Consider the following 23,941-nt stretch of genomic DNA (forward strand, 5'->3'; position numbering starts at 1 on the left):
GAAATGAGCCGCAAAATCCACCTCGCCCTGCACCCCTACGGTGTGGGCGGCCCCGGCCAGCACGGTCTGTGGAAGGACCCGAGCATCGCGAAGAACGCCAGCATCGACATCCGCTACTACATCGAGCAGGCGCAAGCGGCCGAGCACGCGTTGTTCGACGCCCTGTTCATCGTGGACAGCCAGTTCATCAACGCCACCTACCCGCCGCACTACCTGAACCGGCTCGAACCGCTGACGCTGCTGTCCGCCGTCGCCACCCACACCACCCACGTCGGTCTGGTCGGCACGGCGAGCTCGACCTACAACTCCCCGTTCAACCTGGCCCGCCGGTTCGCCTCGCTGGACCACATCAGCGGCGGGCGCGCGGGTTGGAACGTCGTCACCAGCTTCGACACCGGCACCAGCCGGAACTACGGCCTGGACGAGCACCTCGACTACGCCACCCGCTACGGCCGCGCGCTCGAAGCGGTGCAGGTGATCCGCGGGCTGTGGGACTCCTATGAGGACGATGCCTTCCCCGCGGACGTGGAGCGCGGGGTGTTCCTCGACCCGGAGAAGCTGCACGCGCTCAACCACGTCGGCGAGCACTTCCGCGTGGCCGGCCCGCTCAACCTGTCCCGCTCGCCGCAGGGTCAGCCGGTGATCTTCCAGGCCGGGGTGTCGGAGGAAGGGCGCAACCTGGCCGCGCAGGTGGCCGAAGGCATCTACGCGCCGGGAGGGTCGTTCGAGGAGGCGAAGGCCTACTACGCCGACATCAAGCGGCGTACCGCCGCGGCGGGCCGGAACCCCGACCACATCAAGATCTTCATCCACGGCGGTCCGGTCGTGCGCGGCACGGACTCCGACGCGGAGCGCCGGGCCCGCGAGATCTTCGACGAGGACAACGATTTCGACGCGAGCCTGGCGTTGCTGGGCCGGGCTTTCGGCGCCCACGACTTCAGCCAGTACGACCTGGACGCCCCGTTCCCCGACGTGGCGCACCTGGCGGAGCGGGGCGGCCGCACGGGTGCGGCGAAGATCATCGAGCGGGCGCGGGCCGGCGGGCTGACCCTGCGCCAGGTGGTCCAGACCTTTCAGGAGTACCGGCGGTCGCCGTTCGTCGGTGCGCCCGGCACGGTCGCCGACACCATCGAGCGGTGGTTCGCGGCGGGCACCTTCGACGGCATCAACCTCGCCTTCCGCAACAACGAGGACCTGACGTGGTTCGTCGACTCGGTGGTGCCGCTGCTGCAGGAGCGCGGCCTGTTCCGCACCGAGTACACGGGCAGCACCCTGCGCGAGCACCTCGGCCTGCCGTTCCCCGTCAACCGCCACACCCGTGAGCGCAACCTGGTCGGTGCCTGATGGCGGAACGGGACGTCTCCACCGTCCGCTTCCCGGACGCCGGCCCGCCCGAGGACGTCGAGGTGCTGATCGTCGGCGCAGGCCCGGTCGGCCTGTCGGCGGCGGTCGAGTTGCACGCACGGGGCGTGGCGGTGGCCGTGGTGGACCAGGCGCGCGAGGCGACGCTGGTCCGCGCCGGGGCCATGGGGCACACACCGCGCGTGGTCGAGCACTTCCGCCGGTGGCGGGTGCTGCAGGAGATCCGCGACGAATGGACGTTCCCGCCGGAGTGGAACAAGGGCATCCGCCTGGTCACGTCGCTCGTGGGACACGAGCTGGTACCCACCCCGCGTCCCTCCTTTGTGGACACCGGACGCGGTGCGGCGGAGGAGGCGCTGCGCCGGCCGCAGACCGCGCTCGTCCAGGTCTTCCTGCGCCACCTCGCCCGGCACGGCGTCCGCGTCTCCGGAGGGTGGCGGCTGACCGGGCTGCGCGAGGACGCGTCGGGCATCGAGGCGATCGGCGAAAGCGGCGGCGTGATCCGGGCGCGGTACGTCCTGGGTGCCGATGGCGGCAGCAGCACCGTCCGCCGTCTGGCCGGGATCGCCAGGCAGGGTGAGCACGCCACCGAGAAACGGGTGCGGCTGGTGGTGCGCACCGGCGACCTGTCCGGCCGGATCGGCCCGGCGCCCAGCGGCACCAACATCGTCGTCAACCAGCGGGCGGACGGGTTCCTCGCGGCGATCAGCCCGCGGGAATGGCGGGTCTACGCCGGGCCCTTCCCGCTCGACCACGAACCCACCGAAGCAGAACTGCTCGACACGGCACGGGCGGCGTTCGGGTTCGACCTCGACCTGGAACTGGCGTCGGCGACGACCTTCTACCACGCCACGCGGATCGCGGAGACCTTCCGCGCCGGGCGGGTGCTGCTGGCGGGCGACGCTGCCCACGTCCGGACGCCGGGCGGCAACCTCGGTGAGGGTTTCGGTGACGTGGTGAACCTGGGCTGGAAGCTCGCCGCCGTGCTGCGCGGCTCGGCGCCGGAGGAGTTGCTGGACTCCTACGACGCCGAACGCCGCCGCCACAACTGGCGGGTCGCCGACTTCGCGCTGCGGCGTTCGCGGCGGACCCAGGCCACGCTCGCCGACATCCGCCGCATCGGCGTGCCCGACGACGCCGACCTCAGCCCGGACGCGCGTCAGCGGCGCGAGGCCATCGGCACCCTGCTGCGGGAAAGCCGCCTCGGTGGCGACGGGGTCACCTTCGACGAGCGCTACGACGATTCGCCGGTGATCTGGTACGAGGACGGCCAGCTCGATGCGGAACCGCCGTGGCGCGGCGACGGGTACACCGACGACCCGCGCCCGGGGCACCGGGCGCCCAACGGCGTGCTCGACCCCTACGGCGGCACGCTGTACGACCGGATCGGCAACGACTTCGCGCTGCTCGTGCTGTCCGCGGATCGCGAGGCGGAGCGGGCCTTCGCCGCCGAGGCGGCCGCGCGGCGTCTCCCGTTCACGGTCGTGCACCTCGACGGCACCGGGGCGGGCGAGGTCTACGACGCGCCTCTCGTGCTCGTCCGCCCGGACCAGCACGTCGCGTGGCGTGGTGCGGCGCTGCCGGAGGGCGGCGCGGCCGCGGTGTTCGACCGGGTACTGGGCGGCTCGCGGGTCAGTCCTAATTGGAGGGAGCCTCACATGGCCAGCTACACCGAGTTCTACGCGCCGCAGGGATTGCGGACCCGCGGCACGGTCATCGTCGTCCCGGGGCGCGGCGAGACCCAGCGCACCTACACCCGGCTGGGCAAGCGGCTCGCCGCGGACGCCTACGAGGTGCGGATCATCGACGCGCCGCGGATCGATCAACCCGACGTGCTGACCCGCCTCGGTGACGCGCTGACCGAAGCGGCCGGTGGGGCGGCGCGCCCGCTGGCCCTGCTCGGCGCCGACACGGGCGCGACCGCGCTCGCGGCACTCGTCGCGAGCGACGACACGTCCGCACCCTGGTGGCCCGACGCGCTCGTGCTCGCCGGGCCCGCCGGAGGTGCGACGGGCGCGACTGCGAGCTGGGACGAGGAACTTGACCTCAGGACCCACTGTCCCGCGCACCGCGCGGTGCTCTCCGGTGACGAGGCCTTCGCCCGCGACGCCCTCGCCGTGCCGGTGCCGCCGGAGTTGCTCGACGCCGCGTACGGCCGGGCGGTGGAGCTCCCGCACCTCGTGCTGGTGGGGGACGCGGATCCCCTCGTGGACCGCGAAACCCTGTCCCGCGCGGTGAAAGCGGCACCGGCGGCCCGGCTCGCGGTGGTGGGCGGGGCGCACCACGACGTGCTCAACGACCTGCAGCACCGCTCGGTCGCCGCCGAGATCGTCAGCTTCCTCGAAACGCTCGGCAACCGCCTGGTTCCCGTGATCTCGGTGGAATCGAGCACGTGGTGAGTCCACAAGCGACAGAAAGGGTCCTCCCATGACCGACCAGTGGCACCGGCCGCTGCGCCACATCAAGGGCAGCGAACTGTCCGGCGACACCACGCAGACCAGCGGGATGCGGCGGCTCGAAGCCGTGTCCGGCAAGACCGTGGGCTCGGAGAAGGTGTGGATGGGCGAGACGCACGTCGGGCCCGCCACCAACTCCGGCGACCACCACCACGGCGAGGCGGAGACCGCGATCTACGTCAAGTCCGGCCACCCCGTGTTCGTCTTCGCCGACGGCGACGAGGAGATCCGACTGGAAACCGGGCCCGGTGACTACATCTTCGTGCCGCCGTACGTGCCGCACCGCGAGGAGAACCCCGGGGACGAGGACGCCGTCGTCGTCATCGCGCGCAGCAGCCAGGAGGGCATCGTGGTGAACCTGCCCAGCCTCTGGTCCCCTGTGGACGGTCCCGCCGACTGAAACCTCACGTCGCCGGGCGCAACCGCCGCACGTTCGCGGGGCCGTCGATCGCGCCGCGGGCGATGCGGTGGGCCAGCTCTTCGAGCCGTTCCCGCGTCGTGTGGTCCGCGGGCTGGTACACGACGACCCGGGCACGCGGGTGCTCCTCCAGCTGCATCGTGATGGCCCGCACGGACAGGCTGCCGACGTGCAGCGAGCGGATCCCCTTCACCCGCCCGGGATCGGTCGCCACGTCCGCCTGGTCCCACAGGCGCACGAACAGCGGCGACTCCTCGCGGAGCCGGCGCAGGAACGGCTCCCACGCCGGATCGGTGACCGACTCGCCGTAGTACGCCCGCATCTTCGCCACGATCGCCGCGCACTCCTGCTCGTGGTCGGAGTGCCCCGCGATCCAGTCGGGGTGGGTGAAGTGCAGGTAGGCGCAGTTGCGGTCGGCCGCGGGCACCGCTTCGAGGTCGTCGATCATGAACCGGAACGGCGCGTTGTAGGCCAGCGCCTCGAACCACGGGTTCATCACGACCGCCGGGTGCGGCGACAGGCTGTCCAGCAGCGCCTGCACCTGGCCGCGGGCCCGTTCCCAGCTCGACGGGGTTTCCGCGCCGGGGTGCCCGCCGAGGAGGAACAGGTGGCGGCGCTCGTCGCTGGACAGGCGCAGCGCGTCGGCGATGGCGGCCAGCACCTCGGCGCTCGGCCGCACGTCACGCCCTTGTTCGAGCCACGTGTACCAGGTCGAGCCGACGTTCGCGAGGACCGCGACCTCCTCCCGGCGCAGGCCCTTGACCCGGCGCCGGCCACCACCTCCGGGTAGCCCGACGTCGGCGGGCGCGAGCCGGTCGCGCCGCGCCCGCAGGTACGCGCCGAGTTCGCGGGAACGGACATCCGCCATGCCGACGATCATCCCACGGGGGCACGGGGGCAGGGTGGTGGTCCGACCACCAGCATCACGGCGCTCTGGGTAGGTCCCCGCCGGCCACGCAGGGTTGGGGGCATGGAACGAACCTGGCCGGTGTTCGTCGCGGCCTTCGGGGCGACGTACACGTTCAGCATCGGCAACGTGACCGCCCCGCGTCTGGGCCCGGAACTGGGCGCGAGCCGGGGCGAAACGGCGCTCGTCCTCGCCGCTTTCGCGGTGGCGTTCGCGGCGGGACTGATCCTCGCCGGACGCCTCGGCGACCGGTACGGCCGACGCCGGCTGCTGACGATCGGGCTCCTCGCGCTGGCGCTGACCTCGGCGTTCGCCGCGGCGGCTCCCGGACTGTGGTGGCTGGTCGCCGCCCGCGTCCTGCAGGGCACGGCCTCGGCGCTCGTGATGCCCCAGACGCTGGCGATCGTCCAGACCTCCGGCGGCCCGCACGCCAAGGCACGCGGGCTCGCCCTGTTCACCGCGAGCTCCGGCGTCGGCACCGTGGCGGGGCAGGTCCTCGGTGGCCTGGTGATGGGGCTGGACCTGCCGTTCGCGGGATGGCGGGGAGCGGTGCTGACCTCCGCGATCCCCGGTCTGGTGGCGCTGCTCGGCGCGCGGCGGCTGCCGGCGCACGCGCCGGACAGCACGGAACGGCCCGACCTCGGCGGTGCGCTGCGCGTGGGGATCCCGCTCCTGGCACTGGTCGCCGGGCTGTCGCTCGGCCCGGCGGTCGGCTGGGCGTGGTGGACGTTCGCGTTGGTGGCGCTGGGCCTGCTGGGGTTGTACGGCTTCTGGCTCAACCAGGGGCGGCGCGAGCGGGCGGGACACCCGGTGCTCGTCGCGCCGTCGAGCCTGCGCCTGCCCGCGCTGCGGCTCGGCCTGTCCATGGCCGTGCTGCTCTTCGCCGGTTATGGCGCGTTCAGCTACGAGTACTCGATGCTGACGCAGGTCGGCCTCGGGCTGACGCCGGTGGAGTCCGGCCTCGCGCTGACCGCGTTCGCCGGGACCTTCGTGCTCGCCGGACTCCGGATGCCGCGGATCACCGCGCGGTTCGGCGACCGCACGATGGAGCTGGCCGCGGGCCTGCTGGCCGCCGGTCTCGTCCTGCTCGGCGTGGCCTCGTGGGTCACCCAGGGCGAGGGCGCGGGGATCTGGATCGGCTGCTTCGAAGTGCTCGGCCTGCTCCTCGGCGTGGCGCAGGCGAGCCAGTACGGGCCCCTCGTCGGGACGGTGATGGCCGCGGTGCCGCACCGGGTCGCCGGCCTGGCTGGCGGGCTGTTCACGACCGCGCAACAGGCCTCACTGGGCCTCGGTATCGCCACGATCGGCGGAGTGCTGGGCGCACTCGCCCCGTCGCTCGGCTGGCAGCACGCCTTCGCGGTGGCGCTCGGCGTCCAGGTCGTCACCACCGCGTTGTTCTGGGTCCTCGCGCGACGGCTCCGGGGCCGGGCGCGACGGCCCGCGATGGAAGAAAGAAAGGAAATCCACCCGTGATCAAGATGATCATCACACTGAACCGCCGCAAGGGCATGACGCACGAGGAGTTCACGGACTACCAGCGGAACGTCCACCGGCCGCTGCTCATGTCCATCCCGGAGGCGAAGCAGTACATCCGGAGGTTCGTCGTCTCCTACCCCGTCCCGGCGCCCCGCTACCCCGAGCCGGCGTACGACTCGGTGGTCGAGGCCTGGTTCGACAGCATGGCGGACCTCGAAGCCCTGTTCTTCAGCGAGAACTTCCTGAAGATCGTCGACCCCGACCACGAGAACTTCATCGACCTGTCGACGTTCGGCCGCATCATCTGCGAGGAGGACGTGGTCATCGACGGGGAGTGAGCACCGGATGAGCTGGTGAGTGAGCACCGGATGAGCTGGTGAGTGAGCACCGGACGGCGGCATGGTGCGTTCGCAGTCCACGACCGGAAGGGAAAGCACCATGACCGCCGTCTTCGTCCACGGGGTACCGGAAACCACCGAGGTGTGGCGCCGTCTGCGCGGCCACCTCGACCGCGACAGCGTCGCCGTCCCGCTGCCGGGGTTCGGCACCCCCTGGCCGGACTCCTTCGGTGCCACGAAAGAGGAGTACGCCGACTGGCTCACCGCGTGGTTGCGGGACGTCCCGGGCCCGGTCGACCTGGTGGGGCACGACTGGGGCGCCTTCCTGGTCTACCGGATCGCCACGGCGTCCGGGATCCCGTTGCGCAGCTGGACCGCCGACGTCATGTGCGGGCTGCACCAGGAGTACGAGTGGCACGAGGTGGCGCGGTACTGGCAGACACCCGGCGTGGGGGAGGAGGTCGTGCGGCAGATGATCGCCGACAAGGGCGCCACGGCGAGCACGCTGCGCGAGCGTGGCGTGCCCGAGCAGGACGTGGGGGAGATGACGAGCCACATCGACGAGCTGATGGGGCGGAGCATCCTCGGCCTCTACCGCTCGGCGGTGCCGAACCTCTCGGATTGGGCGAGCGACGTCCCCACCGCCGCTCCCGGGCTGGTGCTGCTGCCGGAGAACGACGCCTCCGACAACCGGGCGCAGGCCGGGGAGATCGCCGGGAGGGTGTCCGCGGAGTTCCGGGTGCTGCCGGGATGCGGGCACTTCTGGATGCTGGACGACCCGGAGGGCACGGCGAAGGTGCTCACGACGTTCTGGGACTCGGTCGGTTCGTGAGGACCGGTGTCCCGGTCAGCTCGTGGTGCCAGAGCAGCTCACTCATGCGCCGGACGGCCGCGGCGAGGTGGCGGCGGTAGGTGCTGAACGGGACGCCGAGGCGCTCCGCCGCCGCCTCCTGCGTCGGCACGGCCTTGAAGTAGGTGACGGTCACCGCCCGGTGGAGTTTGTCGCCGCCCCGCTCGCCCAGCAGCGCGTCGGCGGCGTAGGTCAGCAACTCGGGGAGGCTGCGGCCGCTTTCCACGAGCACGCGGCTGCGGTCGAGCGGGTTCGCGACCGGGCGGCGGAACGTGCGCAACGCGTCACGGACGGCGGCGTCGAACTCCTCCCGCGACAGCACGACCAGATTGTCCTGCCGTGCCAACGGTTTCCGTGTCACGACCTGGCCCGAGAGCATCGCCCTGCTCCGCTCCGCCAGCCACGCGGCGGCGGGCTGGGCGCGCCAGTCGTGTGCGAACACCGCGTACCCGTGCTCCCCAGCGTCGATCCGCGGCCACCCGAGTTCGGCGAGGCAGGAGTCCCAGTCGCCGTCGTCCGGCAGCACGAGGTAGGACCAGGCGAGGTTGCTGGACCGCAGCACCTCGCCGAGAACGCGCCAGCGGGACCCGTGGAACCGGGTCACGCCGAGGTGCTCGCCCGGTCGTACCGGGGCGTTTTCCCTTGCGTGCCGCCAGACCGCGGCGATCACGGGATCCGTTTCGTCGGGGTCGGTCAGCCGGAGCCAGGCCCCCGGCGCGTCCGGTACGTCGTCCTCGTCGAGCCACTTCGCCAGCGGCCGGTCGCGACGGTACAGGTGGCCCAGGGCGCCGACGCTCTGCCGGAGCCGGTTCTCCGGCGCGACGCGGAGCTGCTGGAAGACGTGTTCCCGCACCTGGGCGTGCAGGTCGGCGAAGCTGTCCGGGTCGCGCCACCTGAGGTCGGCTTCGACCGCCTCCCGCACGGCGTCGTGCGGGAACAGCCCGTCCGGATGGGATTCCACGAACGGTTGCGCCCGCAGCCATTCGAACAGCAGCGGCGCGTCCTCGCCCAGCAGTTCGCGCAACAGCGCTTCGGAGGTGAAGCGCGCGTGCGCGCAGATCTCCAGTGCCCTGCGGTGCCGCGGGCTGGGGAGTTCGCCGACGAGCTGGGGGAGCAGTGTCGCGACGAGGTCCTGGCCCGGGGTCCACGGGGTGCCGTCGTCCCGCGCGGCCCTGGCGGCCAGCGCCAGCGCGAGCGGGTTGCCCCCGGCGAACGACAGCACGTCCTGGTGCCGGGCGGCCGGAACGCCGTGCGCTGCGAGCACCTCCACCGCTTCGGCCGGAGCGAGGTCCCCCAAGGCGGTGACCCGCACCAGCTTCGCCCACCCGGGATCCGCCACCGCGGGCGGTTCCGGCGGCTCCCGGCTCGCCACGACGACCACCGCACCGACGGGCAGCTGGGTCAGGAGCCATTCCTGCTCCCGCGTCCCCTTGATGTCGCAGAGGTTGAGGTGGTCGACGAGCAGCACCAGCGCCGGGTCGCGCACGGCGTCCCCGACCGCCGCGATCGGGGACGCGGCCTTTTCGCCGCTTTTGCCGTCCAGCTCGACCACCCGGCGCCCGGCCCGCCTGGCCTCGCGCGCATACCGCCGCAGCAGCATCGACTTCCCGATGCCGCCGGGCCCGTGCACGTGGTGGATCGGCGGGGCGGTACCCGCGAGCGCGGCCCGGAACGCCGCGAGCTCCGGGCCGCGCCCGACGAAGCCGCGGTCGCGCCCGGCTTCGACGGCGTCCCCGAGGCGTTCCGCGGTGCTGCTGGTCGTGCTCACCTTTCGACGCTACAGGGGGAGACGGGAACTGCGAACTAAACGCTTCCGACAGTGCCCTGGAGGTCGGTCATGCGTTCGTCGTAGCCGGTCTCCGGGTTGACGACCCGCCCTGCCGCCCACCAGTTTTCGCGCGCTGTCTCGAAGGCCACCAGCAGGACGTCCTCCTCACCGACGTCGGCGAAGGACCGCAGGTTGGCCACGATCGCCCGGAACAGCTCGGTCTTCTGCTCCGCGGTGCGCTGGTTGAACGCCAGCTGGATGAACATCGCGCGCTCGCCGCGGGGCAGGCCGAACACGACGGGCTGGATGACGAAGTTCTCGGGGTCGACCTCGTGGAAGACGTGGAACTGGTCGTCCTCGGGGATCTTCAGCACGTCCACCATGGCGCGGTGGATGGCCTCGGAAACGAGGTGGCGGTATTCGGGGGTGGTTCCCCGGCGCAGGTGGACGTTGACGAGAGGCATGGTGTTTTCCTTTCAGGAGACCGGCGCCGGGACCTGGAAGCAGGTCAGCAGCGCCGAGGTGTTGAGGTACTGGCCGATGAGGTTGACGAGCGCGACGAGGGTTTCGACGCCGAACGTCGTGACCGCTTCGTCGTAGAGGTCGTCCGGCACGTGGTGGTCGCGGACGAGGGCGACGGCCAACCGGTGCGCTACAACGGCTTCGGCGCTCAGACCGGAGGGTTCGCCGCCCCGTCGAAGCGCCGCGATAGCGCCCGCGGGTACGTCAGCCCGCTCGGCGGCCGCAGTGTGGGCGTACAACGCGTATTCGGCTTGCCAGTGCGCGGCGACGGTGAGGATGACCACCTCGCGGACGTCCTGGGGGATGCCGGACCGCGTGATGGCCTGCGCCCACTCCAGCAGAGGAGCGGCGAGCCGCGGGGCGCGCAGCATGACGTTGAACGGGCCGATGAGCCGTCCGTCGGGCAGTGCCGCGGTGTAGCCCGCCGCGGCACTGACGCGGGTGGCGGTCAGACGCTCCCACACCGCGTGTTGCTCCGCGTCGAGGGCGTCAGGTGGCAGCAGCGGTAACCGGCCGCCGGGTTGTTCTTCCATGTCCCCGACGTTAGGAACGCGCCGGGCATTCCGCCAGCGAATGCCCTGCATAGCCGATATGATGATTCCTTATGGAGGTCGCGCTGGTCGGGTTGCGGGTCCTGCGTGAGGTGGCCGAGCGCGGCACCTTCACGGCGGCGGCCGAGGCGCTGGGGTACACGCAACCCGCCGTCTCCCGGCAGATCGCCGCGCTGGAGCAGGCCACTGGTGCCCGGCTGTTCGAGCGCCACCCCGGCGGCGTGCGGCTGACCCCGGCCGGGCACGCCCTGCTGCGGCACGCCGTCGTCGCCCTGGACGCGCTGGACGCGGCCGAGCGGGAACTGCGCGGCGAGGAGGACGACGCCGGCCGCGTCCGGCTGGGCTTCTTCCCCGCGGCCGGCGCGGTGGTCGTGGGGCGTGCGCTGGCGGCGCTCCACCGGGAACACCCGCGGATCCAGGTCAGCACGCGGGAGGGCGGCACCCCGTCGCTGGTGCGGGCGCTGCGCACCGGGGCGATCGACCTCGCGCTGCTGACCTCCCGGCCGCCACACCGCTCACCGGACACCGACGATCCGCCCCTGCACGTGGAGCCGCTCCTGGAAGACCGCCTGGTCCTGGCGGTCCCGGCGGGCAGCCCGCTCGCGGCGCGCCCGGCCGTGACCGCGGAACACCTCGCCGGCGAGACGTGGATCGGCAGCCCCGCCGGCGCCGGCGAACCCCTGCTCGGCGTCTGGCCCGGCCTCCCCGGCAGACCCCAGGTCCGCCACGCGGCGCGCGACTGGCTGACCAAACTGAGCCTGGTGGCGGCCGGAGCCGGGATCACGACCGTTCCGTCGACACTGCTGTCCGCGGTCCCGCCCGGCGTCCGCCTCGTCACCCTCGACGGCGTCCCGGAGGAGCGGCGCCGCGTCAGCCTGGTGCGCCTGCCCGGCTCGCCCACGGCGTCGATGGACGCCCTCGTGCACGCACTCCGCCAGGAAGCCGCCGCCCTCGCCGAGTGAGGTGGTGTTCTCGGGTCAGAGCAGGCGGTGGAGGTCGTAGCGGACCTGGTTCGCGGTGCGCTCGGCGCGGCCGATCAGGACGCTGGTGGTGAGCCACCGGTACCGCGGATCCGCCGTGGTGGCCCGCAACGTGACGCGGAAGTAGTACTCCGCGGGGTCGACGTCCTCGCCCCGGGCCAGCGCGGCGAGGACCTCCGGCGGCCCGGTGCGGACGCCGGTGCTGACCAACCCCACGAGCGCGCCGGACAGTTCGAGCGTGTAGCGGGCTTCGACGAACACGGTGCCGTCGGGCAGCACGCGCTGCCAGTCCGCCCCACCGGGCAGGACGCGGCCGGACAGCGCGGGCCCGTCGACGGTGCCGCCGGTGATCGGCACCGTGCGGTGGTGGCCGTCGGGCCCCGGGCCGAAGTCCAGCGGGGGAGCGAGGTCGACGGTCACGGTGGCGAGGGGCTCCAGCCCCGGCGGCGGGAACAGCATCAGGCGACCTCGCGGATCTGCAGACCGGTGATTCCCAACGGTGACTCCTCCAGACGGTTCGATCTCCGCTGACCGTAGGCGCCCGGCCCGCCGGAAGAAACCGGTGAAGGAGCGCTGATCATCATCTTTACCAGCCGCGGATCGCGATATATGTTGCTTGCTGCAACATATTGTCCGCGCGTCGTGGCACGAAGAGGTGCGTTCCGATGACGAAGCAAGACGGGCCCGGCAGACGGGCGGCGTTCCTGGTGGTGGCCTGCTGCCTGCTCCTGGGTGTGGTGGCGGCACCGGCTTCGGCCACGCCCGCGCGGGACGACGGGTGGGTGCTGAGCACCAATGACCCGTCGAAGAACTACTCGCCGACCTTCGTCGGCAACGGTTACCTCGGCGCCCGGGTGCCCGCGGAGGGCCACGGCTACAGCAGCAAGCCCATCGTCACCCAGTCCCAGCTCGCGGGCTTCTACGGCGCTCCTTCCGCCGGGCAGGAGGAGCGGGCCGGTCTGCCGACCTGGACCACGCTCGGGTTCGGCCGCGGCGACGACGTCTACGGACTGGGGGAGTGGTCCTGCGGCTTCGGGCAGCTCTGTCCCGCCGCCTACGGGAAGATCTCCGGGGGCGCGTTCCTCGAGAGCTCCCACCCCGGCTCGATCACCGGGAGCTACCTGGCGGGCCTGAACACCAACAACACCCCGACGGTCGGCGGCAGGGACGTCGTCCCGGTCCGGAACGCGCCGGCCGGCCCGGCGACGCTCGCCGTCCGGTACGGCAACGGCAGCGGCAGCGCGCAGACCGTCCACATCGGAGTGAACGGCCAGTCGCGGCAGTTGTCCGTGCCCAGCCTGGCGAGCTGGGACGACTGGGCGGTGGTGACGGTGCCGGTGACCCTGAACGCGGGCGCGAACACGCTCGAGGTCACGGTCGCGGACGGGGACACGGCGCGCGTCAACGTCGACTACCTCGCGCTGTATCCCGAAGGCGCACAACCGCCCACGCAGGTCGCTCCGTCGACGGTGGGCACCACCACGAACTACCGGCAGTCGCTGGACCTGCGCACGGGTGTGCTGAGCACGTCGTTCGACTGGACCTCGCCCGCGGGCGAGGTGACCAGCTTCGCCTACGAGGTCAACGCCAACCGCGCGGACGGGCACCTGGGTGCGGTGAGCGTGCGCGCCGTGCCGCACTGGAGCGGCACGGCCACCGTGATCGACGAGTTCGACGCCCGAGGTCTGGACCACGCCTCGACGCGGGACCCACAGGTGGACGGCAGGACGGCGACGCTGTCGGAAACCGTGGTGAGCGACGGAAACCTGGTCACCGCCGGGATGAGTTCCGTGCTGCGCGTCGACGGGAGGACCTTGCCTACCCGGGCGATCGCCGACGGTGGTGCCGGACAGCGAGCGGACTTCCCCGTGCGAGCCGGGCAGCCGTTGCGGATCACCAAGTTCGTGGGGGTCGCCTCCAGCGTCGACACGGACCGCCTGCCCGCGGCTCCGCAGCAGGCCGCCGCGAGGACCGCGGCCCACGCCGCCGTCGAGGGCTACCAGCGTGCGCTGGCGCGCAACCAGGAGGCCTGGGCGGACCTCTGGCGGTCGAACATCTCGATCCCCGGCGACCCCACCATGACCGCGCAGGTCCACGCGTCGATGTTCTACCTGCTCGCGAGCGTGCGCGCCGGGGTCGTCTGGAGCGCCAGCCCGGGTGGCCTGTCCTCGGACGGTTACAGCGGCCACGTGTTCTGGGACATGGAGACGTGGATGTACCCGGCGCTGCTGGCCCAGTACCCCGCCATCGCCGCCGACGCGAACGCCTACCGGCAGCAGCGCCTGCCCGCAGCCAGGGCCGCCGCCGCGGCACTGTCCACTCCGGACCACCCGGTCAAGGGCGCGAAGTTCCCGTGGCAGAGCGCGCTGACCGGCAAGGAGACGACCCCGGACTGGTCACCGGACGGCAGGCAGGAGATCCACATCGACTCGGACATCGCGCTGGCGCAGTGGCAGTACTACGAAGCGACCGGTGACCGGACCTGGCTGCGGGACAAGGCGTGGCCCGTGCTGCAGGGCATCGCCGACTACTGGGCCACGCGCGCGGTGCCCGACCCGGCAGGCGGGTACTCCATCAACGACGTCAAGGGTGCCGACGAATACCACGACAACGTCAACAACAGCGCGAGCACCAACGCCGGAGCGCAGGCCTCACTGCGCATCGCGATCCGCGCCGCGGGCATCGTCGGGCGGCCCGCCGATCCGGCGTGGGCGAGGGTCGCGGACGGCCTGAAGATCCCGGCCGATCCCGTGAACAACATCCACCCCGAGTTCGACGGGTACGCGGGGCAGACGATCAAACAGGCCGACGTCACCTTGCTGCAATACCCGTGGGCGGTGCCGATGTCGCCCGAGCTGGCCCAGAACGACCTGGACTACTACCGGCAGCGCACCGACCCCAACGGCCCGTCGATGACGGACGCGATCGCCACCATCGCCGGTGCCGCACTCGGTTCGCCGGGCTGCCAGGTCTACACCTCGCTGCGCACCAGCGCGGATCCGTACCTGGCGGCTCCGTTCAACCAGTGGTACGAAACCCGCACCGGCGGCGCGTTCGACTTCACCACCGGCCAGGGCGGTTACCTGCAGGAGTTCCTCTACGGGTTCACCGGGCTGCGGTGGGGGACCGACGCCGTCACCGTCGATCCGTTCCTGCCGACGCAACTGCCGGGGGTGGACATCACGGGGATCAAGTGGCACGGCCGCACGTTCGACCTGTCCGTCGGCGCGCGGACCACGAAGCTGACCCTGCGTTCCGGCCCGCCGCTCCCGGTGCGCGTCGGCGGCGGTGACGTGCGCCAGGTCCGGCCCGGCGCCCCGCTGCAGCTGCCCACCCGCCACCCCGCGGGCGACGCGACCGACTGCGGGTCCTGACCGGCGCCCCGGTCAGGAACGCGCCTCGGTGGTGCCGGTGAGCAGGCCCCGCGCGGCGAGGTTGGCGATCAGCGCACGGATGCCGAAGGTCCAGTCCGGGGCCTGCTCGGCGGTCGTGACCACGTTGACGAGCGAGCCGAGCGCGGGGGAGGAGATGCGCACGACGTCGCCGGGCTTGTGGGTGAACCCCTGCCCCGGCTCGTCCCGGTCCTCGGTGGGCGCGAACATCGTGCCGGTGAAGAGCACGAACCCGTCGGGGTAGCGGTGGTGCGGGCCGTGGGCGTGGGCCACCAGCTCGGCGATGTCGCGGCTGATCTCGCTCACCGGGTTCACCCCGTGCAGCGAGAACCCGTCGGTGCCGGTGATGTCGAGCGCGACCTCGACGCGCCGCGCGTCGTCGAGCGTGAAGCCGTCGTCGAACAGCCGCAGGAACGGGCCGATCGCGCAGGAGGCGTTGTTGTCCTTGGCCTCGGTCAGCAGCAGCGCGCTGCGCCCCTCGAAGTCCCGCAGGTTCACGTCGTTGCCGAGGGTGGCCGCGACCGGCACCCCCGCCGAGGTGACCGCCAGCACCAGCTCCGGCTCGGGGTTGTTCCAGGTGGAGCGGGCGAGCACCCCGATCTCGGCGCCGGTGCCGACGGCGGACAGCACCGGCGCCTTCGTGAAGATCTCGGGGTCGGGACCGATGCCCACTTCCAGGTACTGCGACCACAGTCCCTCGCGCACCAGGAGGTCCTTGACCCGTGCGGCGTCTTCCGACCCCGGCCGCAGCTGCGAGATGTGGCCGCTGACGAGACCGGCGATCCGGTCGCGGACCTCCTCCGCACGCCGCGGGTCCCCGGCGGCGCGTTCCTCGATGACTCGCTCCAGCATGCTCCGGACGAACGTGACCCCGGCTGCCTTGATGACCTGGAGGTCCACCGGGGCCAGGAAACGCGCGGACTCGGGGTCCCGCGACAGCGTCGCGTTGAGCAGTTCCGCCAGCGGCCACTCGCGCCCGCCCGCCGCGCCGCGCACCACGGCCACGGCGTCGGGGCGGTCGAGCAGGTCCGCGACGGTGGGGCTCACCGCGGTCAGGTCCACGACCCGGTCCCCGCGGATCGCGGCGACACACGGGCCGCCGACAGCGGGATCGAAGACGCGCGCGAGCAGCGTGGCCCGCTCGGCGTCGGCGGGAAGGAGCTGACCGGGCTGGGCGATGGGGTGCACGAGACCGCCTTCCTGGACTGAACAGCACTCGACGGAGAACGTCCTATCATCGTACAAAGGTCGTACGATGGCCGCCATGAGCGACGACCTGCGCAGGCGGCTCTCGGAGCGGCTGGCCGACACCCTCGAGAACGAGATCGTCGGCCTGGCACCGGGCGAGCGGCTGCCCACCGAGGCCGAGCTGGCGGCCCGTTTCGGGGTGTCCCGCACGGTCGTCCGCGAGACCGCGCGCCTGCTGGTCCAGCGCGGGCTGGTCACGGTGAAGCCCGGACGCGGGATGGCGGTCGCCGAGTTCGACGGCCGGGTCATCGCCGACCAGTACGGCCTGCTGCTGCGGCGCAGCGAGGGGTCCTTCGAGCAGCTGCTCGAACTGCGGCTGGTGCTGGAGGCGGAGATGGCGGTCTTCGCCGCCGCCCGCCGGACCGGCGAACACCTCGCCGAACTCGAGCGGGCCAACCGCGATCTGGCCGAGGCGCTGGAGAACGCGGATGCGCGCGACCGGTTCCTCGAAGCCGACCTGCGCTTCCACGAGATCGTCGCGCGGGCGAGCGGCAACCCGTTCTTCTCGCTGGTGATCCGCCCGGTGAACGCCTTCCTGCGCAACGCCTACGCTTCGGGCCCCGGCTACCCCTCCGAGGCGGCCAGCACGCTGGCCGAGCACCGGGAGATCGCGGAGGCGATCGCCGCCGGTGATCCGTCACGGGCCCGGTTCGCCACCGAAAACCACCTGCGGCGCGTCATGCGCCACAGCGACCGGCTCCTGTCCGAAGCACCGCGGTAAGCCAAGGTCCGATCATCATACAAAGCGGCCCGGACAGGAGCCGCGCCCCGGCCTAGCTGGCCGCCTCCGGCGGGTTGCCCTCGAACGCCACCCGCGCGAGGTCACGCAGGAAATCGGTGCGCTCGCGGGGGCGCAGTGGTTCGAGCAGCCGTTGCTGCACGAGCTCGACCTTGGGGTGGATGCCTTTCAGCGACGCGAGGGCGTCGCGGGTCAAGGTCAGGATGCGGCCGCGTCCGTCGGCGGGGTCCTTTTCGCGGGTGATCCAGCCGCGTCCGGCCAGCCTGTTCACGATGTCCGTCGTCGTGGAGCTGTCCAGCGCCGCCAGTTCCCCGAGCCGCCGCTGGTTGATCCCCGGCCAGCGCCCGACGACGTGCAGCACGGCGTACTGCGGGCCGGTCAGCCTGCCGTCCATGATCTCCGCCCAGTACGCGGTGTGCACCTGCTGCGCGCACCGGATCAGGTGACCGGGCACGGCCAGCTCCAGAACCGGGAACGCGTCCTGGGGCGCTCCGCGCAGCTCGCCCGCGGCGACCCGGGCGACCGCGGCCAGCTCGGTCACGAAAGCCGCGCGCCGCGAGGCCCGCAGTGGCGCCAGCAGCGCGTCCTGCACGGCCTTGACCCGCGGGGTGATCGACGACAACGCGATCGACGCGGCCTGGGTCAGCGTCAGCAGGTAGCGGCGGGCGTCCTCAGGGCTCCGGGCGCGCTCGATCCACGCCTTCCGCACCAGCCGGGCGACGACGTCCGCTCCCGACGACCTGTCGAGCGAGGCGAGGCGCACCACGCGCTGTTGATCGGACTGGGGAAACGCGGCGAGCACGGACAGCACGGCGTACTGGGGTCCGGTCAGGTCGCCCGGCACCAGCTCACCCCACAGGGAGTTGTGCACCGCCTGGCTCCGGCGGATCAGGTAGCCGGGGATGGACACCAGCCGCGCCGGCTCGGACGACTTCACGCCGGCGGAGGGCCGCTCACGGCCGCGGGTCGTCACTGAAGCACTCCTCTCGACCACTCCGGGCCACCCTACCGAGGAGTGCTCCGTATACGCACTATCGGGTGGCCGCTCCTCGCCGGCCGGGGTGACCGGCCGGTGCGGCAAGGGTTTTCCCGCGCCGCACCAGGTACTCATACCCGGCGGTGAGCTGCCCTTCCGTCCACAACCCCGCCCGCTTCTCGGCGACCTCGGCCTCGCTCGACCACCGGCGCGGACCACCCGCTGCCATCGCGTCCAGCTGGACCCGGCAGGCCCGGTCGAGCAACGCCGCGTGCATGACGGCCGCGGCGAGGGACGCCCCGACGGTGACCATCCCGTGCCCGGGGATGAGGCAGCCGTTGTTGTCCCCCAAGCACTTCGCGAGCTCTTCGCCGAGCTGTGGGGTGGAGATCAGGTTGCCGGTCGTGGTGAACCGCGGGACGTCGGGGGCCAGGAACGGGACGGCGTCGTGGGTGAGGGGGCGCAGCGGTTCCTCCGTCGAGGCGAACGCCGCGGCCGCGACCGAGTGGGTGTGCACCACCGCGCCGACGTCCGGGCGGGCGGCCAGGATTTCGGTGTGGATGCAGTACTCCAGGTGGCGGCGGCCGGTCCCGGCACGGACCGAGCCCGCGCGGTCGACCACCACCAGCGTGTTCTCGTCCACTTCTTCGAAGCCCAGCCCGGACACCTTCATCAGCACCGAGTCACCCGCGACGCGCATCCCGACGTGACCCCACACGAGGTCGGACTGCCCTGCCGCGGCGAGCGCCCAGTTCGCTTCCGCCACCGCCCGCCGGTCGTCCTCGGAAGCGAATCCCTCGAAAGCGGTCACAACATCACCGTCACGGACTTGGACTGGGTGTAGCTCAACAGTTCCTCCAGGCTCTCTTCGCGGCCCACACCCGAGTTCTTCCAGCCGCCGTACGGTACGCCCTGGAAGTGCGGGCCGGCGCCGTTGATCCACACGAACCCGGTTTCGAGCGCGCGGGCGACGCGGTGGGCGGTGGAGATGTCGTTGGTGAAGACACTGCCGGTCAGTCCGTAGTCGACGCTGTTGGCGATCCGCACCGCGTCCTCTTCGTCCGTCCAGCGGATGACGGACACCACGGGGCCGAAGATCTCTTCGTTGGCGACGGGCCACTCCGGGCTCACCCGGTCGAGGAAGGTGGGCGCGACGAAGAGTCCCTTGTCCACCGAGGCGGGCCTGCCGCCGCCCGTGACGACCCGCGCTCCACTGTCGACGGCACCCGCGAGGTAGCCGAGCACCCGGTCGTACTGGCGCTTGTTCACCATCGTCCCCTGGACGGCCTCCGGGTCGAGCGGCGACACGAACCGGCGGCCGGCGAGCTGCGCCGCCACCGCCGCCAGTACCTCGTCGGCTATGTCGTCGTGCACGAGAAGCCGGGACGTCGACCCGCACGACTGGCCGGACCAGGTGAAGTTCATGCCCTGGATCGCCGCTCGGGCCACCTTCTGCGGCGAGGCGTCGGGGAACGCGATGAGCGCGTTCTTGCCGCCGAGTTCGAGCGTCACGTGCTTGACCGCCACCTCCGCGGCGCTGCGCTGGATGAACCGCCCGACCTGCTCGCTGCCCGTGAAGCCGATCCGCCTGACCAGGCGGCTGCGCACGATCGCCTGCGGCGCCTCCGGCCCGTCGCCGACGACGACCTGCACGACGCCCGGCGGAAGGATCTCCTGGACCAGGTCGGCCAGCAGCAGCGCCGACAGGGGAGTCGCCTCCGCGGGCTTGAGGACCACCGTGTTGCCGGCGGCCAGCGGTGCGGCGATCTTGCTGGCGGCGAACATGAACGGGTGGTTGAACGGGATGATCTTCCCCACCACGCCGTAGGGCTGCAGCTCGGTGAAGTGCAGGTTCGTGCTGGCCGGCACGGTGTAGCCCTTGGTCTCCATCGCGAGCCCGGCGAAGTACCGCAGGCTGTCCAAAGCGATCTTGACGTCGAGCAGCATGATGCCGACCGGGGCGCCACCGTCGATCGCGTCGAGCACCGCGAAGTCCTGCGCGCGCCGTTCGATCTCGTCGGCCAGCGCGAAGAGCGCCTTCGCCCGCTCGCCCGGGGTCGTGCGGGCCCAGGCCGGGAACGCCCGCGCCGCGCCGGCGATGGCCCGGTCGACGTCCTCGGCCGAGGCGTCGGGCACGTGCGCGATCACTTCCTCGGTGTAGGGGCTGGTGACGGGGAACGTCTTCCCGCTCGCGGCGCCGACTCGCCGGCCGTCGACGAGCAGGCGCCACTCCCGGTCCAGCAGTCCTCGGACACGCGCCTCGTTCGAGGCCAGCGTTGCCGGTTCGGCATCGTGCACGGTGCCAATGCTCATCGTTCGCTCTTTCTGCGATGTGGCCGGAAGATGTCAGCGCGAGATAGATAGTACGTACGCGGATGGTGGGACTATAGGCTTCGCCCGAAGCGGGTGTCAACGAAGTGTGGCCAGCAGGCTTTCGGGCCCTGAACTGGGTTCAGTGACCCTCAGAGTCCGGGAAGACATCTTGCTCTCCCGAAATATTACGTATACGGTCGGAACTCGCTGGGGGTTGGATGCACTGTGGAAGGAGCGTCAATGGTGACGTCGGTGGCTTCGCTCGAGGGTCAGGTCCGGCATCCGGTGCTGGGCGACCGGGCGCTGAAGTTGGGTACTTTCTCGACGAACCTGAGCGGGGGGTGTGCGATTTCGACGGCCGACGGGGTGCTGACGGCGGACTGGCCGTCGACCGCGGAGCTGGGGCGGCTGGGTGACGCGATGGGGTTCGAGGCCCTCGTGCCGGTGGGACGGTGGCGGGGTTTCGGCGGGGCGACGGACTTCAACGGCGCGGGTTTCGAGTGTTACACGTGGGCGGCGGCCCAGGCGGCGTCGACGAGCAGGGCGGGCATCTTTTCGACGAGCCACGTGCCGACGATCCACCCGGTGCTGGCCGCGAAGCAGGCGACGACGATCGACCACATTTCCGGTGGCCGTTTCGCGTTGAACGTCGTGACGGGGTGGAACAAGCCGGAGATCGAGATGTTCGGCGCGCCGTTGCTGCCCCACGACGAGCGTTACGCGGTGGCCCAGGAATGGGTGGACATCGTGGTGGCGCTGTGGACGCGGGACGAGCCGTACAGTTTCGAGGGCAAGTACTTCCGGGTGCAGGACGCGTTGTTGAAACCGCGTCCGGTGCAGAGTCCGCGTCCGGTGCTGATGAACGCGGGTGCGTCGACGGCCGGCCGGCATTTCGGTGCGCGCAATTGCGATGTGGTGTTCGTGAACACCGATATCGGGCACCAGAACCCGGAGGCGATGGCGGAGCGGGTGAAGGCGTTCAAGGCGCTGGCCCGTGAGGAGTACGGGCGGGAAATCGGGGTGTGGACGAACGCGTACGTCGTGCAGGAGGACACGGAGGAGGAGGCGCGCCGGTTCCTGGACTACTACGTGAACCAGCGGGGGGACTGGGAAGCGGCGACGAACCTGGTGAACGGGATGGTCGGTTCTCAGGCGTCGTTCAGCGCGGAGACGATCAACGACATGAAGTTCCACTTCATCGCCGGCTGGGCGGGGTATCCGATCGTGGGGACCGCGGAACAGGTGGTGGACGTGCTGGGCGCGCTGGCCAAGACCGGGCTCGACGGGATTCTGCTGTCCTGGCCGAGGTACGTGGAGGACATGCGCCGGTTCCAGCGGGAGACCCACCCGCTCTTGGAACAAGCCGGCCTGCGCTGACGCCCCCGGAACAGCCACCTGAGGAGCAACGATGCTGACCATTGTGGACGAAGGCACCAGCCGGCAGGTGCTACGCCAAGCCTACGGGCATTTCCCCAGCGGAGTCGCCGCGGTCTGCGCCCTGCTCGACGGCGGGCCCGTCGGCATGGCCGTGAGCTCGTTCACCTCCGTCTCCCTCGCTCCTCCCTTGGTGTCGATCTGCGCCGACAACGGCTCGACCACGTGGCCACGCCTGCGTACCGCTTCGCACCTCGGAGTCACCATCCTGGGGGCCGGGCACGAAGACGCCTGCCGCCAGCTCGCGGCGAAACAGGGCGACCGCTTCGCCGGTTTCACCGTCCACACGACGAGCAACGGCGCGGTGTTCCTCGACGGTGCCGCCGCGTGGCTGGACTGCGAGCTGGACTCCGAGATCCCGGCGGGGGATCACCGCATCGCGCTGCTGCGGGTGCGTGCTTTCCAGACCGAGACCGGCAACGCGCCACTCGTGTTCCACCGGTCGGCTTTTCGGCGGTTGAGCGGCACATGACCGGCCGGGAGGTGGTGCTGGACGACGTGCGCGCGATCCGGGCCGGTGAGCCGGTCCTCCTCCTCGGGCAGGACCAGGGCGTGGTGGCGCTGCCCGCGTCGCTCGCCTCGACCAGGTGGACCGCGTGGGTGGTGAGGCACAGCTCGGGCCTGCTGTCCGTCGCCTTGGACACCGCACGAGCCGACGAGCTTCGCCTGCCCCCGATGGTGGTGGGCGGGCCTGCGAGCGGACCCGCCTACGCGGTGTCGGTCGACGCGGCGAACGGCATCACCACGGGGATCAGCGCCGCCGACCGCGCGCACTGCGCACGCCTACTGGCCGATCCGGCCACGCGCCCCGAGGATCTCCGGCGCCCCGGCCACGTGCTCCCGATCCGGGTGCCGGCCGACCCCGCGCCTGCCGGGTACGGGTTTCCGGAGGCCGCGATCGACCTCTGCCGTCAGGCCGGCCTGCCGGCGGCCGCACTGCTCGCGACCGTCGTCGATGACGGGGGAAACGTTGCCACGGCGGCGCAAGTCCGCGCGCTCGCGGCGGAACACGGCATCGTCACCGCCGATTGCGCGGCCATCGGCGCGCCGAGGTTCGCCGGGACGCTGCGGAAAGTGGCGGCCATCGAGTTGCCCACCGGGCGGGGCCCGTTGCGCGCGGAGTCCTATTTGGACACCGCGAGCGGGCTGCGGCACCTCGTGATCTTCGGGCGGACGCCCGGGCCGGTGGGGACGCAGCTGGAGTGCGTCACGGGTGCCGTCCTCGGTGGCACCGGCTGCCCCTGCCGCGCACGTCTGGACGCGTCGATCGCCCGCCTGCACGACCAGGGCGGGATCCTCGTCTACCTCAGGAGCGGTCAGGCCGGCCGGCACCAGGACCTGACCGTCGCCGACCGGGCGGTCAGCACCGCGCTGCTGTCGACGGCGGGCTTCGAGTCGCGCCGCCCTCAGGAACGGGCGGCCAGGTAGGAGTCCAGCGTCCGCAGCTTGTGCGCCCTCGCGACGCGTTCGACCTCGTCGGCGGGGGCGCCCTCGCGCAGCAGCTCCAGTATCCGCTCGTGCTCGGCGACCGAATCCGCCGACCGGCCGGGTACGAAGGTGAAGCTGGACCGTCTGATCAGCGACATCCGCTGCCACTCCCGCCCCAGCAGGTCCCGCAGGTGCCGGTTGGGGCACGCGTCGCACAGCAGGCGGTGGAAGCGCTCGTTCAGCTCGGTGAACCGCACCGGGTCGAAACCCGTCCCGGCCTGCAGCGCGCGCATCTCCTCGTTCACCTCGGCCGCTTCGGCGAGCTGTCCGGCACCCAGGTGCGGCGCGGCCAGGCTCGTCGCCGCGCCCTCCAGGTACGCCAGCGTCTGCATCGCGTCCGCGTAGTCCGCCGTGTCGATCCCCGCGACCTCGGCACCCACGTTCCGGGTGAACGTGACCAGCCCTTCGGCCTCCAGGCGCCGCACCGCCTCGCGGACCGGGACCGTGCTGACGTTCAGCTCGCGGGCCAGCTGGTCCAGCACCAGCCGGAACCCGGTGACGTACCGGCCGCTGAGGATGCGGCTCCGCAGCTCCCGGTACACCGTCTCGGACTTGGACAGCTTCGGGGCAGCCGTCGTGTCCCTCATGGCCGCCCCTCCGCTTTCCGTGTCGTGGACCGTCATCCTAGTGCCTCTTCAAGGAACGTTGACGTGGTAACCGTGTCGCGTGGACATCCGGGCGGGTGAGCGCGAGGCTTGCCAGTGGAGGTGAGTCATGGCACGT

The 23,941-nt window shown here is 71.7% G+C and carries 22 protein-coding genes; 12 read left to right on the top strand and 10 right to left on the bottom strand.

The annotated features are described in order from the left end of the window. The first annotated feature begins 3 nt into the window (after nucleotides 1–3). Genes BMZ92_RS31045 through BMZ92_RS31060 form a run of 3 tightly spaced genes read left to right on the top strand, consistent with a single transcriptional unit; the run spans nucleotide 4 to nucleotide 4,218 of the window. Nucleotides 4–1,344, top strand: coding sequence for an LLM class flavin-dependent oxidoreductase (locus BMZ92_RS31045; protein WP_091514904.1), 1,341 nt, complete (start codon nucleotides 4–6; stop codon nucleotides 1,342–1,344). Beyond that, entirely contained in the window at nucleotides 1,344–3,761 is a 2,418-nt protein-coding gene (locus tag BMZ92_RS31050) for an FAD-dependent oxidoreductase (protein WP_218153579.1), read from the top strand. The genes BMZ92_RS31045 and BMZ92_RS31050 overlap by 1 nt, the downstream gene beginning before the upstream one ends. Before the next feature lie 28 nt (nucleotides 3,762–3,789). Beyond that, nucleotides 3,790–4,218 carry a cupin domain-containing protein gene (locus BMZ92_RS31060; protein ID WP_091514906.1) on the top strand — a complete coding sequence of 143 codons (429 nt, stop codon included), beginning with the start codon at nucleotides 3,790–3,792 and terminating at the stop codon, nucleotides 4,216–4,218. Nucleotides 4,219–4,222: 4 nt separating this feature from the next. Here the strand turns inward: BMZ92_RS31060 and BMZ92_RS31065 are convergent, their stop codons facing one another. After that, entirely contained in the window at nucleotides 4,223–5,104 is an 882-nt protein-coding gene (locus BMZ92_RS31065; RefSeq protein WP_177228948.1) for a helix-turn-helix transcriptional regulator, read from the bottom strand. A gap of 102 nt (nucleotides 5,105–5,206) precedes the next feature. Between BMZ92_RS31065 and BMZ92_RS31070 the strand changes: the two genes are divergently transcribed. The 3 genes from BMZ92_RS31070 (at nucleotide 5,207) to BMZ92_RS31080 (ending at nucleotide 7,789) form a co-directional block, all read left to right on the top strand. Continuing rightward, nucleotides 5,207–6,616, top strand: a complete 1,410-nt coding sequence (locus tag BMZ92_RS31070) for an MFS transporter (RefSeq protein WP_218153580.1) — start codon at nucleotides 5,207–5,209, stop codon at nucleotides 6,614–6,616. Nucleotides 6,617–6,621: 5 nt separating this feature from the next. After that, complete coding sequence (locus BMZ92_RS31075) at nucleotides 6,622–6,957, top strand: EthD domain-containing protein (RefSeq protein WP_245783359.1); 336 nt, start codon at nucleotides 6,622–6,624, stop codon at nucleotides 6,955–6,957. A 100-nt stretch (nucleotides 6,958–7,057) separates the two neighbouring features. Beyond that, a complete protein-coding gene (locus tag BMZ92_RS31080; RefSeq protein ID WP_177228949.1) occupies nucleotides 7,058–7,789 on the top strand; it encodes an alpha/beta fold hydrolase in 732 nt (243 codons plus the stop codon). Here the strand turns inward: BMZ92_RS31080 and BMZ92_RS31085 are convergent. The 3 genes from BMZ92_RS31085 to BMZ92_RS31095 are packed head-to-tail and all read right to left on the bottom strand — an operon-like array spanning nucleotide 7,758 to nucleotide 10,630. Further along, nucleotides 7,758–9,575 (bottom strand): AAA family ATPase, encoded by a 1,818-nt coding sequence (locus tag BMZ92_RS31085; RefSeq protein ID WP_091514917.1) that lies wholly within the window; start codon nucleotides 9,573–9,575, stop codon nucleotides 7,758–7,760. The genes BMZ92_RS31080 and BMZ92_RS31085 overlap by 32 nt on opposite strands. Before the next feature lie 35 nt (nucleotides 9,576–9,610). Beyond that, complete coding sequence (locus BMZ92_RS31090) at nucleotides 9,611–10,039, bottom strand: tautomerase family protein (RefSeq protein ID WP_091514918.1); 429 nt, start codon at nucleotides 10,037–10,039, stop codon at nucleotides 9,611–9,613. Between the two features lie 12 nt (nucleotides 10,040–10,051). Then, entirely contained in the window at nucleotides 10,052–10,630 is a 579-nt protein-coding gene (locus BMZ92_RS31095; RefSeq protein ID WP_091514921.1) for a carboxymuconolactone decarboxylase family protein, read from the bottom strand. Nucleotides 10,631–10,701: 71 nt separating this feature from the next. Here BMZ92_RS31095 and BMZ92_RS31100 point away from each other — a divergent pair, with 71 nt between their 5' ends. Continuing rightward, nucleotides 10,702–11,610 carry a LysR family transcriptional regulator gene (locus BMZ92_RS31100; protein ID WP_091514924.1) on the top strand — a complete coding sequence of 303 codons (909 nt, stop codon included), beginning with the start codon at nucleotides 10,702–10,704 and terminating at the stop codon, nucleotides 11,608–11,610. Nucleotides 11,611–11,625: 15 nt separating this feature from the next. Here BMZ92_RS31100 and BMZ92_RS31105 read toward each other — a convergent pair whose 3' ends face one another. Beyond that, entirely contained in the window at nucleotides 11,626–12,087 is a 462-nt protein-coding gene (locus tag BMZ92_RS31105) for a DUF3237 domain-containing protein (RefSeq protein WP_091514925.1), read from the bottom strand. 206 nt (nucleotides 12,088–12,293) lie between these two features. Here BMZ92_RS31105 and BMZ92_RS31110 point away from each other — a divergent pair, with 206 nt between their 5' ends. Beyond that, the gene (locus BMZ92_RS31110; RefSeq protein WP_091514928.1) at nucleotides 12,294–15,002 is read left to right on the top strand and encodes a glycosyl hydrolase family 65 domain-containing protein; all 2,709 of its coding nucleotides are present in this window, start codon (nucleotides 12,294–12,296) and stop codon (nucleotides 15,000–15,002) included. Nucleotides 15,003–15,014: 12 nt separating this feature from the next. On the opposite strand, the gene BMZ92_RS31115 is transcribed toward BMZ92_RS31110, so the two are convergent. Next, nucleotides 15,015–16,208, bottom strand: coding sequence for a fumarylacetoacetate hydrolase family protein (locus BMZ92_RS31115; protein ID WP_091514931.1), 1,194 nt, complete (start codon nucleotides 16,206–16,208; stop codon nucleotides 15,015–15,017). Between the two features lie 76 nt (nucleotides 16,209–16,284). Between BMZ92_RS31115 and BMZ92_RS31120 the strand changes: the two genes are divergently transcribed. Further along, nucleotides 16,285–16,989, top strand: coding sequence for a FadR/GntR family transcriptional regulator (locus tag BMZ92_RS31120; RefSeq protein WP_091514965.1), 705 nt, complete (start codon nucleotides 16,285–16,287; stop codon nucleotides 16,987–16,989). A 52-nt stretch (nucleotides 16,990–17,041) separates the two neighbouring features. Here the strand turns inward: BMZ92_RS31120 and BMZ92_RS31125 are convergent, their stop codons facing one another. The 3 genes from BMZ92_RS31125 to BMZ92_RS31135 are packed head-to-tail and all read right to left on the bottom strand — an operon-like array spanning nucleotide 17,042 to nucleotide 20,296. Then, nucleotides 17,042–17,980, bottom strand: coding sequence for a MarR family winged helix-turn-helix transcriptional regulator (locus BMZ92_RS31125; protein WP_177228950.1), 939 nt, complete (start codon nucleotides 17,978–17,980; stop codon nucleotides 17,042–17,044). Nucleotides 17,981–18,038: 58 nt separating this feature from the next. Continuing rightward, complete coding sequence (locus tag BMZ92_RS31130) at nucleotides 18,039–18,794, bottom strand: class II aldolase/adducin family protein (RefSeq protein ID WP_245783356.1); 756 nt, start codon at nucleotides 18,792–18,794, stop codon at nucleotides 18,039–18,041. Continuing rightward, entirely contained in the window at nucleotides 18,791–20,296 is a 1,506-nt protein-coding gene (locus BMZ92_RS31135; RefSeq protein ID WP_091514936.1) for an aldehyde dehydrogenase family protein, read from the bottom strand. Before BMZ92_RS31135 ends, BMZ92_RS31130 begins: the two co-directional genes overlap by 4 nt. 240 nt (nucleotides 20,297–20,536) lie before the next feature. On the opposite strand from BMZ92_RS31135, the gene BMZ92_RS31140 reads away from it, so the two are divergent. The 3 genes from BMZ92_RS31140 to BMZ92_RS31150 are packed head-to-tail and all read left to right on the top strand — an operon-like array spanning nucleotide 20,537 to nucleotide 23,158. Continuing rightward, complete coding sequence (locus BMZ92_RS31140) at nucleotides 20,537–21,673, top strand: LLM class flavin-dependent oxidoreductase (RefSeq protein WP_091514938.1); 1,137 nt, start codon at nucleotides 20,537–20,539, stop codon at nucleotides 21,671–21,673. 31 nt (nucleotides 21,674–21,704) lie between these two features. Then, nucleotides 21,705–22,202: a flavin reductase family protein gene (locus tag BMZ92_RS31145; RefSeq protein ID WP_091514941.1), complete on the top strand. Its 498-nt coding sequence runs from the start codon at nucleotides 21,705–21,707 to the stop codon at nucleotides 22,200–22,202. After that, a complete protein-coding gene (locus tag BMZ92_RS31150) occupies nucleotides 22,199–23,158 on the top strand; it encodes a 3,4-dihydroxy-2-butanone-4-phosphate synthase (RefSeq protein WP_091514943.1) in 960 nt (319 codons plus the stop codon). The genes BMZ92_RS31145 and BMZ92_RS31150 overlap by 4 nt, the downstream gene beginning before the upstream one ends. On the opposite strand, the gene BMZ92_RS31155 is transcribed toward BMZ92_RS31150, so the two are convergent. Continuing rightward, nucleotides 23,137–23,805 carry a GntR family transcriptional regulator gene (locus tag BMZ92_RS31155; RefSeq protein ID WP_091514945.1) on the bottom strand — a complete coding sequence of 223 codons (669 nt, stop codon included), beginning with the start codon at nucleotides 23,803–23,805 and terminating at the stop codon, nucleotides 23,137–23,139. The two genes, BMZ92_RS31150 and BMZ92_RS31155, sit on opposite strands and share 22 nt — an antisense overlap. Between the last annotated feature and the right edge of the window lie 136 nt (nucleotides 23,806–23,941).

The sequence above is a fragment of the Amycolatopsis sacchari genome, assembly GCF_900114035.1.
GTDB classification, from domain to species: Bacteria; Actinomycetota; Actinomycetes; order Mycobacteriales; family Pseudonocardiaceae; genus Amycolatopsis_E; species Amycolatopsis_E sacchari.

Bases quoted from the DNA above. Each gene is read 5' to 3' on its own strand.
- BMZ92_RS31050 (WP_218153579.1), top strand. From the start codon at position 1,344: ATGGCGGAACGGGACGTCTCCACCGTCCGCTTCCCGGACGCCGGCCCG.
- BMZ92_RS31045 (WP_091514904.1), top strand. From the start codon at position 4: ATGAGCCGCAAAATCCACCTCGCCCTGCACCCCTACGGTGTGGGCGGC.
- BMZ92_RS31065 (WP_177228948.1), bottom strand. From the start codon at position 5,104: ATGGCGGATGTCCGTTCCCGCGAACTCGGCGCGTACCTGCGGGCGCGG.
- BMZ92_RS31155 (WP_091514945.1), bottom strand. From the start codon at position 23,805: ATGAGGGACACGACGGCTGCCCCGAAGCTGTCCAAGTCCGAGACGGTG.
- BMZ92_RS31105 (WP_091514925.1), bottom strand. From the start codon at position 12,087: ATGCTGTTCCCGCCGCCGGGGCTGGAGCCCCTCGCCACCGTGACCGTC.
- BMZ92_RS31070 (WP_218153580.1), top strand. From the start codon at position 5,207: ATGGAACGAACCTGGCCGGTGTTCGTCGCGGCCTTCGGGGCGACGTAC.
- BMZ92_RS31145 (WP_091514941.1), top strand. From the start codon at position 21,705: ATGCTGACCATTGTGGACGAAGGCACCAGCCGGCAGGTGCTACGCCAA.
- BMZ92_RS31120 (WP_091514965.1), top strand. From the start codon at position 16,285: ATGAGCGACGACCTGCGCAGGCGGCTCTCGGAGCGGCTGGCCGACACC.
- BMZ92_RS31095 (WP_091514921.1), bottom strand. From the start codon at position 10,630: ATGGAAGAACAACCCGGCGGCCGGTTACCGCTGCTGCCACCTGACGCC.
- BMZ92_RS31135 (WP_091514936.1), bottom strand. From the start codon at position 20,296: ATGAGCATTGGCACCGTGCACGATGCCGAACCGGCAACGCTGGCCTCG.
- BMZ92_RS31080 (WP_177228949.1), top strand. From the start codon at position 7,058: ATGACCGCCGTCTTCGTCCACGGGGTACCGGAAACCACCGAGGTGTGG.
- BMZ92_RS31150 (WP_091514943.1), top strand. From the start codon at position 22,199: ATGACCGGCCGGGAGGTGGTGCTGGACGACGTGCGCGCGATCCGGGCC.
- BMZ92_RS31100 (WP_091514924.1), top strand. From the start codon at position 10,702: ATGGAGGTCGCGCTGGTCGGGTTGCGGGTCCTGCGTGAGGTGGCCGAG.
- BMZ92_RS31075 (WP_245783359.1), top strand. From the start codon at position 6,622: ATGATCATCACACTGAACCGCCGCAAGGGCATGACGCACGAGGAGTTC.
- BMZ92_RS31110 (WP_091514928.1), top strand. From the start codon at position 12,294: ATGACGAAGCAAGACGGGCCCGGCAGACGGGCGGCGTTCCTGGTGGTG.
- BMZ92_RS31060 (WP_091514906.1), top strand. From the start codon at position 3,790: ATGACCGACCAGTGGCACCGGCCGCTGCGCCACATCAAGGGCAGCGAA.
- BMZ92_RS31090 (WP_091514918.1), bottom strand. From the start codon at position 10,039: ATGCCTCTCGTCAACGTCCACCTGCGCCGGGGAACCACCCCCGAATAC.
- BMZ92_RS31140 (WP_091514938.1), top strand. From the start codon at position 20,537: ATGGTGACGTCGGTGGCTTCGCTCGAGGGTCAGGTCCGGCATCCGGTG.